The following is a 15,175-nucleotide window of genomic DNA, read 5'->3' as shown; positions in this document are numbered from 1 at the left end:
GCGGTCCGGTTGCTGTGATTCAAGGAGACCTGAATGACTTTTTCATTGGTTGCCCGCTGCGCTGAAACCGGAATGTTCGGCTTAGCGATTTCCTCCTCGTCGCCCGCCGTGGCGGCCCGCTGTTCCTTTGCCCGCGCCGGAGTCGGGGCGGTCGCAACGCAGAACGTGACCGACCCCAGCCTTGGTCCGCTGACGCTGGATCTGATGGAACAGGGCAAGACCGCACCCGAGGCTATCGAGGCCATGAAGGCCGGCGCAAAATTCATCGAATACCGTCAGGTGCTGGCTGTGGACACGGCCGGGCGCACCGCAATTCACTCCGGCCCGAACAGCCTTGGCATCTGGACACAGGCGCAGGCCGAGAACGTCGCATCGGGCGGGAACCTGCTGGACAATGACGGCATTCCGCAGGCCATCGTCGACGGGTTCCTTTCCGCCTCGGGCCATATCGGCGACCGCCTGATTGCCGCGATGCGCGCGGGACTTGCTGCGGGTGGCGAGGCAGGTCCGGTGCATTCCGCAGGCCTGAAGATTGTCGACAAAGTTAGCTGGCCGGTGGCCGATCTGCGCTGCGACTGGACAGAAGATTGTCCCATCGAGGCCGTCGCAACCGCTTGGGACATCTACAAACCACAACTGGACGCCTACATCCAGCGCGCACTCGACCCGCGCGAGGCGCCGTCCTACGGCGTTCCCGGCGACCAGTAATCAGGGAGAGACAGAATGTTGGACTATTCACACGAAGACTGGAAAGCCCGTGCCGCCGGTCTGTCGTTCCGGGGGCAGGCCTTCATCAATGGCTCGTTCGTCGATGCGGCCTCAGGCAAGACCTTTGACAGCGTCAATCCGGCCACCGGCGCGGTTCTGACCAAAGTTGCGGAATGTGACGAAGAGGACGTCAACCGGGCCGTGGCCGCAGGACGCGCTGCGTTCGAAGATGGCCGTTGGTCACGTATGGCACCGGGGGACCGCAAGGCGGTGATGCTGAAACTGGCCGATCTGATCCGGGACAATCTGGAAGAGATGGCGCTGCTGGACAGCCTCGACATGGGCAAGCTGGTCACTGATGCCGCCACCATCGACGCGCCGGGGTCCGCGCATTTCTTCCAGTGGTATGCCGAGGCCATTGACAAGGTCTATGACGAGGTTGCCCCCACCGGTCCCGGCGATCTGGCACTGGTCCGTCGCGTCCCCCTTGGCGTCGTTGGCGCCGTTACCCCATGGAACTTCCCACTGGACATGGCCACGTGGAAAGCCGCCGCCGCGCTGGCCGCAGGAAACTCGGTTGTGTTGAAACCGGCCGAGCAATCGCCACTTTCGGCATTGCGCCTGGCCGAACTGGCCGCCGAGGCCGGTGTCCCGGACGGGGTCTTCAACGTCGTGCCGGGCTATGGCGCGACGGCCGGTCACGCGCTGGGTCTGCATATGGATGTGGATTGCCTGGCCTTCACAGGCTCGACCGCCATCGGCAAGATGTTCATGCAGTATTCGGGGCAGTCGAACCTGAAACAGGTCTGGCCGGAAACCGGCGGCAAAAGCCCCAATCTCGTCTTTGCAGATTGCGAGGATCTGGACACCGCCGCCGACATGGCCGCCTTTGGAATATTCTTCAATCAGGGCGAGGTCTGCTCGGCCAACTCGCGGCTTTATGTCGAACGCTCGATCAAGGATGCCTTCGTCGAAAAGCTGATCGCAAGGGCGCAGGCGACGCAGCCGGGCGACCCGCTGGACCCGGCCTCGAAAATGGGTGCCATCGTCGACGAAAAGCAGACGCAAGGCATTATCCGTTTCGTCGAAGAAGGAAAGAAATCGGCCAATCTGGTTACCGGAGGCGAGCGTGTCACTGTCGACGGCAAGGGCTGCTTTGTTCAGCCCACCATCTTTGACGAGGTGAGCCACGACAACCCGCTGGCCCGCGATGAAATCTTTGGCCCCGTCCTGTCGGTCATTCCCTTTGGCAGCGAGGATGAGGTCGTCGCCATGGCGAATGACTCGATCTACGGTCTGGCGGCCTCGGTCTGGACCGACAACCTCAGCCGTGCCTGCCGGGTATCGGACAAGTTGATGGTCGGCACCGTGTCGGTCAACACCGTTGACGCCCTGTCTGCCCAAACGCCGTTTGGCGGCATGAAACAATCGGGCTTCGGACGGGATTTGTCATTGCACTCGCTTGAAAAGTATACTGCTTTGAAGACCACGTGGATCAAGTACACGGCTTGATCCGCAACCACGCGGGGATGCGCCATTGCCTTTCAGATACACGCTGCGGCAGCTGGAATACTTTGTGGCCGTTGGAAAGGCAGGCAGCATCGCCGCTGCCAGCGACAAACTGAATGTCTCGTCTCCGTCGATCTCGGCGGCAATCACCCAGCTTGAGCTTGAGTTCGGCGTCAATCTGTTCGTGCGTGAACACGCAAGGGGCCTGTCACTGACCAAGGCCGGGCACAAGTTCATGGAACGCACCGAATTCGTTCTGCGCGAGGCCGAACTTCTGGCGACGCTGGCAGGTGAAATCACCGGCAAGGTTCAGGGCATCCTTTCTGTGGGTTGTCTAATGACCTTTGCGCAGATCGTCCTGCCCGGATTGCGGCGGGAATTCGAGATCACATACCCCGACGTGCGCATCGAGCAGCGCGAACTCAATCAGGCGGAAATCTTCAGCCAGTTGCGCCGGGCAGAACTGGATATCGCGCTGACCTATGATCTGGATATCCCTGCCGATCTGGAATTCCGGCCCCTTCACAAGCTGCCGCCATATGTTGTCCTGGGTGAAGGCCACCCGCTGGCCGACCGGACAGAGCTGACGATCCCCGATCTTCAGGACAGCCCAATGGTGCTATTGGACCTGCCGTTCAGTGGTGAGTATTTCCTGTCCTTCTTCCGGGATGCCAATATCAAACCGAATATCGGGGAACGAACTGCCGACATGTCCGTGATGCGGTCCCTCGTGGCCAATGGCTTCGGATTTTCGATCGCAAATATCCGCCCCCTGAATGTGCTGTCGCCCGATGGCAAAAAGCTGATCTTCGTTCCTTTGGCAGGGGATCTCAGACCGATGCATCTTGGGTTGCTCACAGCACGGGCCGAGAATGAGACCAACACGGTGAAGGCCTTTGTCGAGCATTGTGAACAAGCCGAGAAGTCCGGCACGCTCCCGGGTCTCTGCAATCAGAAAGCGGGCTGATATCAGCTTCGTTTTATCCTAACCTCTGGTTCGCCAATCCCGGATTTATGTTTTTTGCAGGTCGTATAGGCTGTGCACAACACGGGTATTTTCATCCAAATCACAGGCACAAAGGGTATGACGTCTTCGCTGGAAATTCTGGAAAAGCTGGTCGGCTTCGATACGGTCAGCAAGAACTCGAACCTTGAGCTGGCCAGCTATGTCGAAGCGTTTCTTGAGGCGCGCGGTTTTGCTGTTCACCGCATCACCGACCCCGGCGGCGAGAAAACCGGGCTTTATGCCGAAAAGGGACCGGACGGAGATGGCGTTTTGCTGTCCGCGCACACGGATGTCGTTCCGGTCGAAGGGCAAAGCTGGACCAGGGATCCCTTCCGGCTGACCCGCGAAGGTGACCGGCTTTATGGGCGAGGCACAACGGACATGAAGGGCTATGTGGCCTCGGTCATGGCTTTGGCCGACCGCGCGGGCACCTCGAACCTGCGCGAGCCGCTCAGGATTGCATTGTCTTATGACGAAGAAGTCGGCTGCGTTGGCATTCAGCACATGCTGGACCGGCTGGCGCCGATGCTGGGTCAGCCCCGTGCCTGCTTTGTGGGCGAGCCCACCGAGATGCAGGTCGCTGTCGGACACAAGGGCAAAGCCGCATTGCGGGCCGTGTGCCACGGGCAAAGTGGTCATTCGGCGTTGGCGCCGAAATTCGTCAACGCGCTGCACCTGGCGACTGATTTCGTGAATGAGTTGCGCGCCCTGCAAAAAACCTATGCCGCAAGTGGAAACATCGACCCGGAATATTCCATTCCCTACACAACCTTTCACGTCGGCATGATGTCCGGCGGCAAGGCTTTGAACATCGTGGCGGACCGCGCCGAGCTGACTTTTGAATACCGGCATCTGGCATCGGATCGCGGCAAAGATATCCTCGACCAGATACAGGATGCGGCCCACAGAGTTGGTGCGGCGTATCAGAACCTATGCCCCGAGGCGCGCGTCGAGGTCGAACAATATAACGCCTATCCCGGTCTGGACGTGCCCGAGACGGATGCCGTCATCGGCTATGCCCTGAAGCTGTCGCAAAGCAACGCGACCACCAAGGTCGCGTTTGGCACCGAGGCCGGGTTTTTCAGCGAGTTGGGCATTCCCACCGTCGTTTGCGGGCCGGGATCTATGGAAAGGCAAGGACACAAGCCGGACGAATATCTGGACCTCGGGCAACTCAGCGCCTGTGACGCGATGATGGACCGTATCCTGGCCGATATCAGCAACTGAGACCGGATATGGAATTGCTGCAGGACCTCACTCTTGTTGACGGAATCGGCCTGTTGGGGTCGGCAGTTATCGTGTGTGTCTACTATCTGGCGACATGCAATGTCCTTCCCGCAAACAAGATACCCTTCAATGCCTGGAACATTCTGGGCGGATCACTGGTCATGATTTCCCTGATCTATCGGCCAAATCCGGGCGCAATCGTGATCGAGGTCATGTTCATTTTCATCGCCGTTCTGGCGGTCTTGCGAAACTTGCGCGGCGCACGGTAACCCGCGCCGCGCGCCTGTCATTCCGCAATCATGTAAAACTTGCGCAATGTCTGCGTGATTTCCCACGTACAGGGCGTGCCTTTGGGTACAAAAAAGGTGTCTCCTGCCCCAAAAACCTGCGCCACCCCGTCCGATCCGGTCAGCGTGACCGAACCCGAGATCACGGTCATCATCTCATCCACCGGATAAGCCTCGATATCCTCGCGACAGGGCGCGCATTCCCATACCCCTACCGAAATCTTCTCATCCCGGCTTTCGAAAAAGCTGCTTATGGTCTCGGTCTTGTCCGAGGTGGTGAAATCACCGTCAGCCACTAGGGAAGACGGGACAAAGCCGGATTCGGGGTGGCCATCGGCCAGCAAGCGGATAGGTTTGGTCATGCTTTCCTCCTTTTTTAACGCAGTGGCATCGGCAGAATTTTCGGCACCGGCCTCTCGCTGCTATCCAGGTCCCGTGCCCAGCGGTGTCCGGCATGGACGGCTGCCGCAAAGACCGACGGGGCCTCGCAATCGCCGATCCGGCTGACGGATTTGACGCCTGCGCCTCCCACTCGTCCCCGCACACAATCAGGTTCTGATAGACGTGATCTTCGGGTTTTTTTGACGTCAGCACAACAGCCGTACCCAACGGCAGCGCCGAACCTGCACCACCATGGATGCAGCGTTGCGCAAACTCAAAAAGCGCCTATCGCAAGCTGGACATCATCACCGAGCGTGCGCTTTTCCTGCTGCTGCTCAAACTCGTCGCAGTACCGATAGAGTAAAAGACCGGGCGGCCTGGCCGCCCGGTAAATTGGTGCTTATTGCACGGGGAGAGTTTACTTCTTCAGATTTGTCCAGATCTGGTCATAGACGGCCTGAACTTCCTGCGAACAAACCTCGATAAAGACACCGGGGCCGACCTTGTCGTGCGGGTTCTTTTCCGGTTGCGTCGCAAGCGCGGGGTCCAGGAACTCTTCGACGCCTGCGACCCCCGCGTTATAGCGAGCAAAGTTGGTGACAGCGGCGATGTTTTCCGGCTCCAGCAGGAAATCCATGAATTTCAGCGCGTTGTCACGGTTGGGGGCATCTTTCAGCAGAACGACATTGTCCATCCAGGCGATATAGCCCTGTGTCGGGTAGGCATATTCGACATTTGCGCCTTCCTCGCGCGCCTTGGCCGAGAACCCGTCATAGATCTGGCCGACCGCCGCATCGCCCGAGACCAGAACCTCTTTGGCGGTGTCCGAGTTGAAGGATGACCAGTGCTGCTTGGCCTCTTGCAGCATGGCGTTCAGCGCCTTGAGCTGTTCGCGGTCGGTGGAACACTGCGGGATGCCCATATGCAGCGCCGCCATGGCCATGACCTCACCCTGGCTGTCCAGCATGTTGATCCGCCCCTGCAACTCGGCCGGCGGGTTGAACAGGATGTCGGTGGTCTGGATGTCGCCGGAATAGACGTCGCGGTTCACGGCAAAGCTGGTCGAGCCCCACTGATACGGGATCGAGTGTTTGCGGCCGGGGTCAAAGCTGGGATCGGCCCATTCGGGTTCGATATTGCCCTTGTTCTTAAGTTCGCCGTCTTCGATCGTGTCCAGCATGCCCTCGCCTGCCATGATCGACACCATGTAGTCGCCCGGCACCGAAACATCATAAGTTCCGATCCCGCCAGCCTTGAGCGAGGCGAGCATCGCCTCGTTTGAATCGTAGGTGTCCATGGTCACCTCGATACCGGTTTCGTCAGAGAATTTGTCGATCAGCTCCTGCGGGATGTATTCGAACCAGTGATAGACAACCAGTTCGCCCTCGGCTGCCGCTGCATTTGCGCCCAAAGTCAGGGCCAGCGCGGCGACGCCGCTTTTCATCATATGTTTCATTGTGTTCTCCCTCTGTTGGTTATTTCGTGTTGTCAGTTTTGCTGACGAAGTAGCTGATCGTGACCATGATGACGGACACGGCCAGCAGCATGGTCGAAATCGCCATGATATTGGGTTTGAGACCCTGTTTGACCGAACCGAAGATCGCCGTCGGCAGGGTTTCGACACCCGCGCCTTTGACAAAGTTGGTGATGATGAAGTCATCCAGGCTGACGATGAAGGCCAGCAGGAAGCCCGAGATGATACCGGGCATCATCAGCGGCAGCAGAATCTTGGTAAATGCCTGCCGCTTGGTGGCATAAAGGTCCTGCGCGGCCTGTTCATAGCTGTCCTCGATCCCCTGCATCCGGGCCGAGATCGGCAAATAGGCAAAGGGAATGCAGAACGCGATATGAGCCAGCAGGATGGTCATGATGCCGCGTTCAAATCCGATCGAATTGAAAAAGATCAGGGTTGCAACGGCCGTCACGATCTCGGGCACCATCAGTGGCAGGCTGATCAGGCCGAATGACAGGGTGCGCAGCTTGAACCTGCCGCCCCGGACCATTCCGGTCGCCGCCAGTGTCGCAATTGACGTCGACACTGTGGCTGCAACGATGGCGATGATAAAACTGTTCTTGGCGGCCTGCTTGAACTTGTCGCTTTCCGGTCCGGTGAACACGTCCGCATACCAGCGTAGCGACAGACCTTCCCAGTTGGTCAGCGATTGCGAGGCATTGAAGCTGTAGATCGTCACGACCAGCAGCGGCGCATACAAAACGATCAGACACAACAGGGTGATACCTTTGAAGCCGCGATAGGACTTGATGTCGAATTGCTTGCTTGCCATCGGTCAGCCCTCCGCTTTCTCGGCTTTGGCCTGTTGCCGTGCAAACAGCATCAGCAGGATCAGAACCATGGTCAGAAGGATCATCGACGCAGCCGCCCCGAACGGCCAGTTTCCGGCATTGCCCTTGAACTGTTCCTCGATCAGCGAGCCGATCATAAAGTTCTTGGCGCCGCCCAGCAGGTCGGGGGCAAGGAAGGAACCCATCGAAGGAACGAACACAAGGATGCATCCGGCGATCACGCCGGGCTTCACCGCCGGAAGGAGAATGCGCCGCAAAGTCGTCCACTTGGTTGCATACAGATCCGCTGCCGCCTCGCTCAGCGCGAAGTTGTAGCGTTCCACCGCCGCGTAGATCGGCAGCACCATGAAGGGCAGATAGGAATAGAACAGGCCCAGTTGCACCGCGAAGTTGGTATTGACGATATGCAGGGGGCTGTCGATCAAACCGATGCTGATCAAAAAATCATTCAGCGGACCCTGGTCGCGCAGCAGGAATTTCATCGACACGGTCCGGATCAGCAGGTTCACCCAGTACGGGATCGTAATCAGGAACACCCAGACGGGCCGCATGTTTTCGGGCCGGGTGGCAATGAAATAGGCCGTCGGAAAGCCGATCACCAGGCTAAGCACCGTCGCCGCGCCCGCCTGCCAGATCGAACGCCAGAAGATGGTGAGGTAGGTCCATTCGATCTTGGGCGGTTCATCCCCGAACAGACCACGGTCAAAGAAGAACTGATCATAAGCGGCCAGCGAAAACTCCCAGATCACGCCGCCGCGGAACTCTTTCGTCAGGAACGAGTAGACCAGCATCATGAACACCGGTGCCAGGACCAAAATGCTCAGCGTCACCCATGCAGGCAACAGCAGCCAAGTGCGGGCCTCCTTATAGGTGTCGGTCGTTGCGCTGCCGCCGCTTGCTGCACCGGCGGCCATCAGTCCACCAGGAGGCGCGCGGCCCCCAGCTCCATGTTGACGAACATCTCGGTGCCCGGCTCGAAGATGCGCTTGTTGCCGCGATCAGAGTTCGACGTGCGCACCACGAAATCGGGTCCGTCCTGCAGATCCACGATCGTGGTGATGTCGGTGCCGACAAATATGTTGTCCTTCACGCGCCCCTTGAGGCTTTCGCTTTCGACCGGTTTGTCGGACATGTACAGACGCTCGGGTCGGATCGACATGTGAACCTTTGACCCCACCCCGACACCTTCGACCTGATCACAGGTCAGTTCGTGCCCGCCGCCCAGATGACAGATCGCGCGACCGTCCCGGAGCCCGTCGACGGATACTTCCAGCAGGTTCGTCTCGCCGATGAAATCGGCAACAAACATGTTGCGCGGTCGCTCATAGATATCCGTCGGCGCGCCCAGTTGCTGCATTTCACCTGCTGACATCACCGCAATGCGATCGGACATGGTCAGCGCCTCTTCCTGATCGTGCGTCACGAAGATAAAGGTAATCCCGGTTTCCCGCTGCAGGTGCTTCAGTTCAAGCTGCATGGCCTTGCGCAGTTTAAGGTCCAGGGCGGATAGCGGCTCGTCCAGCAACAGCACTTTGGGCTGTGGCGCCAATGCACGCGCCAACGCGACCCGCTGTTGCTGGCCGCCCGAAAGCTGGCTTGGTTTGCGCGCCGAAAACTGGCTGAGCTGCACCAGTTCCAGCATTTCACCGGCTTTCGTGCGCGCCTGAGACTTCGACGCACCGCGCATCTCAAGCCCAAAAGCCACGTTGTCCAGAATGGTCATATGCGGAAACAGCGCATAGTTCTGGAACACCGTATTCACCGGGCGCTTGTTCGGTGGCAGGTTTTCAATCTCATCGCCATACAGGAAAATGGCGCCTTCGGTCACGTCCTCGAACCCGGCAATCATCCGCAGCAAAGTGGTCTTGCCGCAGCCCGACGGCCCCAGAAGCGTAAAGAACTCATTGTCCATGATCGACAGTGAGATCCTTTTCAGCGCCGTAAAGTCGCCGTAGCGCTTGACCGCATCCCGCACGTCAATCGCGACATTTCCACTGTCAGACACATCCGCCTCCCTAAGCACCGCGAAATTTGGCACAGGTATATACGGAGCGGCGAAACCTCTGAAGAATTGAGTTCCTCACCAAACATTAGGCTAAACCTAATCATTTATTGTTTCCTGATGCGACGCAGGCATTTACCAATAGAATGCCTGGTCGTTGCCCCGTGGTTCGCGTGGCCCCTCACCTGCCAGAAATGCACCTTGGATTGCCGCTTGGTTTGGTACAGCCCAGGGCGGAAGACCCTGATCGCGTGTGGGGAAGATGAATTGCGACACAGCGTTGCACAAGACACCAACTAAATGGCCAAGACCGTTTTTCTCACGAGTACAAGGAACCGTTGACCACCGGGCACACGGCCATCGCCTTGAAGACAACGCCCGACATTTTCTTCGCGTAGTATCGTGACGGAAGCCGGCCATTTGGATCAACTGTAAAAAGTAGAAAAGTCCGGCGTGATTTGGCCATCTTGGACCATGTTGGCTGAGACGGGCCACGTACTACGGAACTTCCAGGTCTTTCCGGAAACATGCGTTACAGCTTCAGTCAGATACTGATACGCAAAAATCAGGCATTTTGCGCACCACCCATATTTGATTACATTTCCTCAAATGCTCAGCATCGCAACCGCGATGTTCAGAAAACCTTCGTTTGGCGCAATCACAGGCGACGCCGGTGACCCATATGGTTATCAGCCGGTCTTGCCTGCCATCGCTGACTTACTCCGCAGCGTCGATCCGCAGGGTTCGGACAGAAGGGTCCACACGCGCATACGCTGCCAAAACGCGGGTTGTCCATTTTTGCGAAATGTAATCCGCCATGAAACGGCTGGGCGCAATCAGGGTGGCCACCCCCCCTGCCCTGCCAGCCTCGACCAGATGCTGGAACCAACTGGACCAAAGCTCGGGGTCGCGTTCATACAAAAACGCCTGGACCGACCGCCAGACGTCATCGTCACCTGATTCCGGAGCCGGAGGTTTGGATTTGAACGGTATGATGTTGGTTTCTTCGGCCGGGGTGTGCCCCATCCTGTCCTGAAAATCCCTGCCAATAGTGGGCCAAATCTCCTCGGTGTCGATCATGATCTGCTTCAGATCCAGTTCATAGACCGCAACCCGCCCCCGTGCTGCCGGTCGCTTGACTGAAATCCACCCCCTGCCGCGCAGCTTGGCCATCTCGCGTTTGACGGTCCGTTCATCCACGGACCACAGGCGCGCAATTTCCTCGCGCCCGATTGACAGTTCGTTGCTGCGCCAGTTGTAGCGGGTGGTGATCAGAACCATTATGCGAAGAATGCTGCGCTGGCGATGCTTGTCGCCAGACAGCGCGTGGACAGACAGCGCCGATAGAATGTCATATTTCAGGGCCGAGGCATTGCGCCCGACCGGTTTTGCAACCTGCATTTGTCCCTCACCGCTCTATCTGCCTCACGCGGTTGCTTACCGCCTCGCGCTTTTCCAACGCTTTTCGTGATGATGGCCCAATTAGCGTCCAGCTCATCGATTCTGTCAAGAGCTGTCTTGTTTTGGGCGGCTGCGGATCCAAATCCAGCATTCAAAAAAGAAAAGAAATTGGTGAAGTATTGGTGATAGGGGACACCCTGTCTGTCTCCTTATTTGGGCATTTTGTCCCCCTAAATGCTGTATATCCGAACTTAGTGACCCCCTAATTCTGGAGCGTTCGCCCTGGCGAGCGCCTTCCCTCGTCAGCGTCGCGAATCGAATCGGCCCACGTGCCGATGGCCCTTGTTTTCTTACCCGTGGGTAAGATTGTCATCCCATCATAATTTCTTTTGCCAAAGCTGCAAATCAAGCGTAAATATGAAAACCACAAAATTTAACGTCCTAAGAAACGAGACCCGAGGCATGTACACGCACGAAGACCTGAATGCATTGCGTAATCAGTCGCTCAAATTGCAGGGCTGGATTCGCCAGCAGACCTTTAGCCCTGAGATGGAGAAGACCCTCCGCCGGTTCTCAAGCTGGGAGGTGTCGGAACTGATCTTTAAGGTCAACCAATCCACTTTTCGGGGCAAGCTGGCCTCGGACCCGACCCTGCCCAGTGGTGAGGTGGAGCCAGATGGCCGGCAGAGATGGTTCAGCCTGGAAGAAGTCAACGAGCTGCGTCGACGGTTGAAGGTGAACCGCAAGACCCTGATGCCGCCCCGCCCGGCCGGCAAGCGTGCCATCCGTGCCGCTGTAGCCAACTTCAAAGGTGGCGCGGGCAAGTCTACGGTGGCGTTGCATCTGGCCCATGCCGCGGCACTGGATGGCTACCGGGTGTTGGTGGTGGATTTCGACCCGCAGGCGACACTGAGCCATTCGATGGGCCTGACGGATGTTGCCGAAGACTTTACGGTCTGGGGCATTATGGCGCGTGATCTTATCCGCGAGACCCAACGGATGAACAACCGCCCCGCCGCCGCCGAATCCGGGACCGCCCTGCCCCGCCGCGAGTTGCCGCCATCAATCACGGACATGGGGCTCGGCGATCTGCGGATCGGTGACTTTATCAAGCAGACGTCCTGGTCCAGCATCGACGCCATCCCGTCCTGCGCCAACGCCGCTTTTGTCGAGTTTGCCTCGGCTCAGTACCGGCACTTGAATCCTGAATGGTCGTTCTTTGCGGCAGTATCGCGTTATCTGGACCAGATCCCCGATGACTCTTACGACCTGATCCTGTTCGACTGCCCGCCTGCCATTGGCTACCAGTCGATGAACGCAGTGTTCGCGGCGGACATGCTGTACGTCCCATCCGGCCCGGGTTACTGGGAATATGACTCCACGACCTCGTTCATTGGCCAGCTTGCTGAAGCTCTGGAAGACCTCGCTTATGGGTTCGACAAAACATTACCCACGGGTAAGATCGGGCTTCCCAAGACCTTCTGTGAGTTGCGCTTTCTGCTGACGCGATATGAGCCCGGCAACGCCCTGCACCACGCCATGTTCGACGCATTTCGAAAAGTGTTCGGGGAACACGTGGCCGAGCACCCGGTCGAGATGACCCGCGCGGTCGAACAATCCGGTCGTTTCCTCAGTTCGGTCTACGAGATGGATTACCGAGAGATGACCCGGGAAACCTGGCGCCGCGCACGATCGACCTTTGACAACGTATATGAAGAGTTTCGGGGCGTCATGCTGTCGGCCTGGGATAAGCTGGAGGATGACGCATGACCCGCAAACGCAGAATGTTCGACATTGATATGCCCGCCATGGAAGACATACCCGTGGGTAAGGTTCCGGACCAAGTTCTGGAGAAGCGGCGGGGTCCGATGGCCGCAGCAATCTCGGAGAATGCTGGTGCTCTGCGCGATCAGCAATCGACCGAGGATGCCATTCGCGCAGAAAACGACAGGCTTGCGCATGAGCTGGTGAGCCTGCGGGCCGAAGGGCTGGTGACGGAACGTGTAAACCTGTCAGACGTCGTTACAGAAAAACTGACGCGCGATCGCAAACCCGGTCCGGATCCGGAATTGGAGGAGTTGAAAGCGTCGATCAGGGAAATCGGTCTTTCCAACCCGATCCGGCTGGAGCGTCGCGCGGACGGGCGATTTGACCTGATTCAGGGGATGCGCCGCCTTTCTGCTTATCGTTTGTTGCTAGAAGAAACCGGCGATTCCATCTACGCAAAAATTCCGGCAGGCATTTCGGACGCCGCTGATCTGGACAGCAGCTATCGGCGTATGGTGGATGAAAACCTGATCCGAAAGGACATCTCCTTTGCGGAAATGGGTGCGTTGGCCCGGGCCTACGCAGAGGATCCGGCCAATGACTGTGCGGATGTGGACAAGGCGGTTTCGATTCTTTTCAAATCAGCAAGCTACACAAAGCGAAGTTATATTCGGGCATTCGCGAGCCTGCTGACCAGGCTGGACAAGGTTCTGAACCACCCAAATGAAATCCCGCGAAATGTGGGGGTCGAACTGAAGCGCAAGCTTGATTCCGATCCGGGTTTGATCCGCGCAGTCAGCACTGCGTTGATGAGCGAACCCGACAGGGACAACGCACGAGAGGTGGCGATTCTCCGGTCTTTTTTGGGACAGGCCTCGGAAACTGTTGCCAGGCCGAAACCGGACAGTCCCGGAAAGCCGCGCCGGGCGAAAACGACGTTTCAGGTGTCTGGCCGCGCGGGGATTGCAAAGTGTTCGGCCTCGAGTGGACGGTTGGAGATCAGGCACGATCTGGACTTTACGCGTGTTGATCGTGCGAGGCTGGAGGCCGCCATTGCAACGATGATTGAATACCTGCGAGAGGAGGATGATCTTACCCACGGGTAAGAATCTCCAGAAATCATGTGAAGCATCCGTGGGGTGTTGGACTAAAATCCAACACCCTTTTTCGTGTTAGCCCAAAAGGTCCGTAGCGGGATTTTCTGCGATATCGACGTCGTCGTAGTACTTCTGCGCCTGCGCGACCGAGCGGTGCAGGGACAGTCGCATGGCTGCCTGAATCGGGGCGCCGTCCAATGCGGCCTGGGTCAGAAAGCCCGAACGAAGACCGTGGGCAGAGGCAAAGTCTTCGGGCAGACCGGCCAGCTTCAATCGATGTTTGACGATCTGCGCTACCGCGTCGGGGGAAAGGCGGCGGTTCAGCACCCGATCAGCTTTCGAGATCGGGCGGAAGAGGGGGCCGTCCTTGATCTGCCCAACTTCGATCCAATGCACTAAAGCCTGCGCTGCTCGGCCTTTCAGTACCAGTCTGGGGGTTTCTCCCTTCTGGGTGGTTTTGGTTTCCAACAGGGACAGCCAGATGACGCCGCTCTTGGCGAATTCCTTGAGGGATACATCCTCGCGCATCAACGCGGTGATTTCCGAGCGGCGGCGTCCGCCGCTGGCCCAGCCGAGCATCAGGATCGCCCGGTCGCGGCAATCGCGACGACTGCCACGGCAGGTCGCCAACAGTTGCTCGAGCACACCGCGGGTGATGGGGTGGGCGGATTTTGGGGCAGGGGGGCGGGCCGCGGCGCGGCGTGCCTTGGCCCGCGCTTGCTTCACCTGCGGCGCCTCAAACGGGCTGGGAAGATTCTTCATCCGGTGGAAGGCCAGCCAGGAGGCGATACGCCGGTCCAGCGTTGAGGGGGCCGGGCAGGCCAGTGACTTGCGCAACCCTTGTGCAATCAGCGCTTCTGCCGTCTGGCGGGCGACATCCGTTTTCGGCGCGTCGTTCAGATCCCGGGCATGATCGAGGATGAAGGCGAGGGCGGTTTCTTCATTCTCGGGCCAGTTGAGGATCGAGCCCATCCGAGCGGCCTTCCAGGCCGTGATGTAGGCCAGGTCACGCTCGTACGCTCGTAACGTGTTCTCCGGCGTGCCGCGGACATAGAGATCGGTCAGCGCGTCCTGATCTGCTGAGGACAGCGCAAGAGAAGAGGCTGGGAGATATGGGGCAGGGGTACTCATAGCGCGTATTCTGCGTCAATTCAGTTCGCTTTTCAATTGACTCGATAATAGAATCTTATCGGGTATAAGTAGCGACTTAGGTTCATACTCGTAGTAGTGTGCAAAACATAAGGATTCTGCACATATGGTGAGAAGATGGAAATAGGACCAAGAAGTATTCAAAAGCCGATGTATTGGAGCGAGACGACTATTTTCCCAATCGGGTGATGCGACATGAATGACCGGAAAATTGTCGATCATCGCGCTGCCATTCCGACCGGGGCAGGGCGGGCAGATTGGCGACAAGCCCCAGCATGGACGCTAGACACGAACAGACTGGCACCTTGCCAATTCCCTAAATCACTCATCGGCTAAG

The 15,175-nt window shown here is 58.1% G+C and carries 14 protein-coding genes; 7 read left to right on the top strand and 7 right to left on the bottom strand.

Annotated elements, in window-relative coordinates; translation table 11 throughout:
- Positions 1–33: 33 nt before the first annotated feature.
- The 5 genes from ACR0J2_RS12675 (at position 34) to ACR0J2_RS12655 (ending at position 4,719) form a co-directional block, all read left to right on the top strand.
- Complete coding sequence (locus ACR0J2_RS12675; RefSeq protein ID WP_480812777.1) at positions 34–708, top strand: DUF1028 domain-containing protein; 675 nt, start codon at positions 34–36, stop codon at positions 706–708.
- 15 nt (positions 709–723) lie between these two features.
- On the top strand, positions 724–2,220 hold the full coding sequence (locus ACR0J2_RS12670) for an aldehyde dehydrogenase (RefSeq protein ID WP_480812776.1): 1,497 nt from the start codon (positions 724–726) through the stop codon (positions 2,218–2,220).
- A gap of 25 nt (positions 2,221–2,245) precedes the next feature.
- On the top strand, positions 2,246–3,184 hold the full coding sequence (locus tag ACR0J2_RS12665; protein ID WP_170611565.1) for a LysR substrate-binding domain-containing protein: 939 nt from the start codon (positions 2,246–2,248) through the stop codon (positions 3,182–3,184).
- A 117-nt stretch (positions 3,185–3,301) separates the two neighbouring features.
- Entirely contained in the window at positions 3,302–4,450 is a 1,149-nt protein-coding gene (gene argE / locus ACR0J2_RS12660) for an acetylornithine deacetylase (RefSeq protein WP_480812775.1), read from the top strand.
- Between the two features lie 8 nt (positions 4,451–4,458).
- A complete protein-coding gene (locus ACR0J2_RS12655; RefSeq protein ID WP_480812774.1) occupies positions 4,459–4,719 on the top strand; it encodes a CBU_0592 family membrane protein in 261 nt (86 codons plus the stop codon).
- Between the two features lie 17 nt (positions 4,720–4,736).
- Here the strand turns inward: ACR0J2_RS12655 and ACR0J2_RS12650 are convergent, their stop codons facing one another.
- The 6 genes from ACR0J2_RS12650 to ACR0J2_RS12625 form a co-directional block, all read right to left on the bottom strand.
- Entirely contained in the window at positions 4,737–5,099 is a 363-nt protein-coding gene (locus tag ACR0J2_RS12650; RefSeq protein WP_170817115.1) for a cupin domain-containing protein, read from the bottom strand.
- 437 nt (positions 5,100–5,536) lie between these two features.
- Positions 5,537–6,574, bottom strand: a complete 1,038-nt coding sequence (locus ACR0J2_RS12645) for an extracellular solute-binding protein (protein WP_170806806.1) — start codon at positions 6,572–6,574, stop codon at positions 5,537–5,539.
- Positions 6,575–6,593: 19 nt separating this feature from the next.
- Positions 6,594–7,403 carry an ABC transporter permease gene (locus ACR0J2_RS12640; RefSeq protein ID WP_170611552.1) on the bottom strand — a complete coding sequence of 270 codons (810 nt, stop codon included), beginning with the start codon at positions 7,401–7,403 and terminating at the stop codon, positions 6,594–6,596.
- Between the two features lie 3 nt (positions 7,404–7,406).
- The gene (locus ACR0J2_RS12635; protein ID WP_170611550.1) at positions 7,407–8,336 is read right to left on the bottom strand and encodes an ABC transporter permease; all 930 of its coding nucleotides are present in this window, start codon (positions 8,334–8,336) and stop codon (positions 7,407–7,409) included.
- Complete coding sequence (locus ACR0J2_RS12630; RefSeq protein ID WP_170611548.1) at positions 8,336–9,427, bottom strand: ABC transporter ATP-binding protein; 1,092 nt, start codon at positions 9,425–9,427, stop codon at positions 8,336–8,338. Before ACR0J2_RS12630 ends, ACR0J2_RS12635 begins: the two co-directional genes overlap by 1 nt.
- Positions 9,428–10,141: 714 nt before the next feature.
- Positions 10,142–10,825, bottom strand: a complete 684-nt coding sequence (locus ACR0J2_RS12625) for a DnaA N-terminal domain-containing protein (protein WP_480812773.1) — start codon at positions 10,823–10,825, stop codon at positions 10,142–10,144.
- A gap of 462 nt (positions 10,826–11,287) precedes the next feature.
- On the opposite strand from ACR0J2_RS12625, the gene ACR0J2_RS12620 reads away from it, so the two are divergent.
- Together ACR0J2_RS12620 and ACR0J2_RS12615 are read left to right on the top strand one after the other, a co-directional pair.
- Entirely contained in the window at positions 11,288–12,595 is a 1,308-nt protein-coding gene (locus ACR0J2_RS12620; RefSeq protein ID WP_170611545.1) for an AAA family ATPase, read from the top strand.
- Positions 12,592–13,698 (top strand): ParB/RepB/Spo0J family partition protein, encoded by a 1,107-nt coding sequence (locus tag ACR0J2_RS12615; protein WP_480812772.1) that lies wholly within the window; start codon positions 12,592–12,594, stop codon positions 13,696–13,698. Before ACR0J2_RS12620 ends, ACR0J2_RS12615 begins: the two co-directional genes overlap by 4 nt.
- Before the next feature lie 66 nt (positions 13,699–13,764).
- Here the strand turns inward: ACR0J2_RS12615 and ACR0J2_RS12610 are convergent, their stop codons facing one another.
- Positions 13,765–14,820 (bottom strand): tyrosine-type recombinase/integrase, encoded by a 1,056-nt coding sequence (locus ACR0J2_RS12610; RefSeq protein ID WP_480812771.1) that lies wholly within the window; start codon positions 14,818–14,820, stop codon positions 13,765–13,767.
- Positions 14,821–15,175 lie beyond the last annotated feature (355 nt).

Source organism: Ruegeria sp. CG4 (assembly GCF_056537185.1).
The sequence above is the reverse complement of the archived record's forward strand: the minus strand, read 5'-3'. Positions and strand labels throughout refer to the sequence as shown.

Bases quoted from the DNA above. Each gene is read 5' to 3' on its own strand.
- ACR0J2_RS12670 (WP_480812776.1), top strand. From the start codon at position 724: ATGTTGGACTATTCACACGAAGACTGGAAAGCCCGTGCCGCCGGTCTG.
- ACR0J2_RS12650 (WP_170817115.1), bottom strand. From the start codon at position 5,099: ATGACCAAACCTATCCGCTTGCTGGCCGATGGCCACCCCGAATCCGGC.
- ACR0J2_RS12615 (WP_480812772.1), top strand. From the start codon at position 12,592: ATGACCCGCAAACGCAGAATGTTCGACATTGATATGCCCGCCATGGAA.
- ACR0J2_RS12675 (WP_480812777.1), top strand. From the start codon at position 34: ATGACTTTTTCATTGGTTGCCCGCTGCGCTGAAACCGGAATGTTCGGC.
- ACR0J2_RS12625 (WP_480812773.1), bottom strand. From the start codon at position 10,825: ATGCAGGTTGCAAAACCGGTCGGGCGCAATGCCTCGGCCCTGAAATAT.
- ACR0J2_RS12610 (WP_480812771.1), bottom strand. From the start codon at position 14,820: ATGAGTACCCCTGCCCCATATCTCCCAGCCTCTTCTCTTGCGCTGTCC.
- ACR0J2_RS12620 (WP_170611545.1), top strand. From the start codon at position 11,288: ATGTACACGCACGAAGACCTGAATGCATTGCGTAATCAGTCGCTCAAA.
- ACR0J2_RS12635 (WP_170611550.1), bottom strand. From the start codon at position 8,336: ATGGCCGCCGGTGCAGCAAGCGGCGGCAGCGCAACGACCGACACCTAT.
- ACR0J2_RS12640 (WP_170611552.1), bottom strand. From the start codon at position 7,403: ATGGCAAGCAAGCAATTCGACATCAAGTCCTATCGCGGCTTCAAAGGT.
- ACR0J2_RS12655 (WP_480812774.1), top strand. From the start codon at position 4,459: ATGGAATTGCTGCAGGACCTCACTCTTGTTGACGGAATCGGCCTGTTG.
- ACR0J2_RS12645 (WP_170806806.1), bottom strand. From the start codon at position 6,574: ATGAAACATATGATGAAAAGCGGCGTCGCCGCGCTGGCCCTGACTTTG.
- argE (WP_480812775.1), top strand. From the start codon at position 3,302: ATGACGTCTTCGCTGGAAATTCTGGAAAAGCTGGTCGGCTTCGATACG.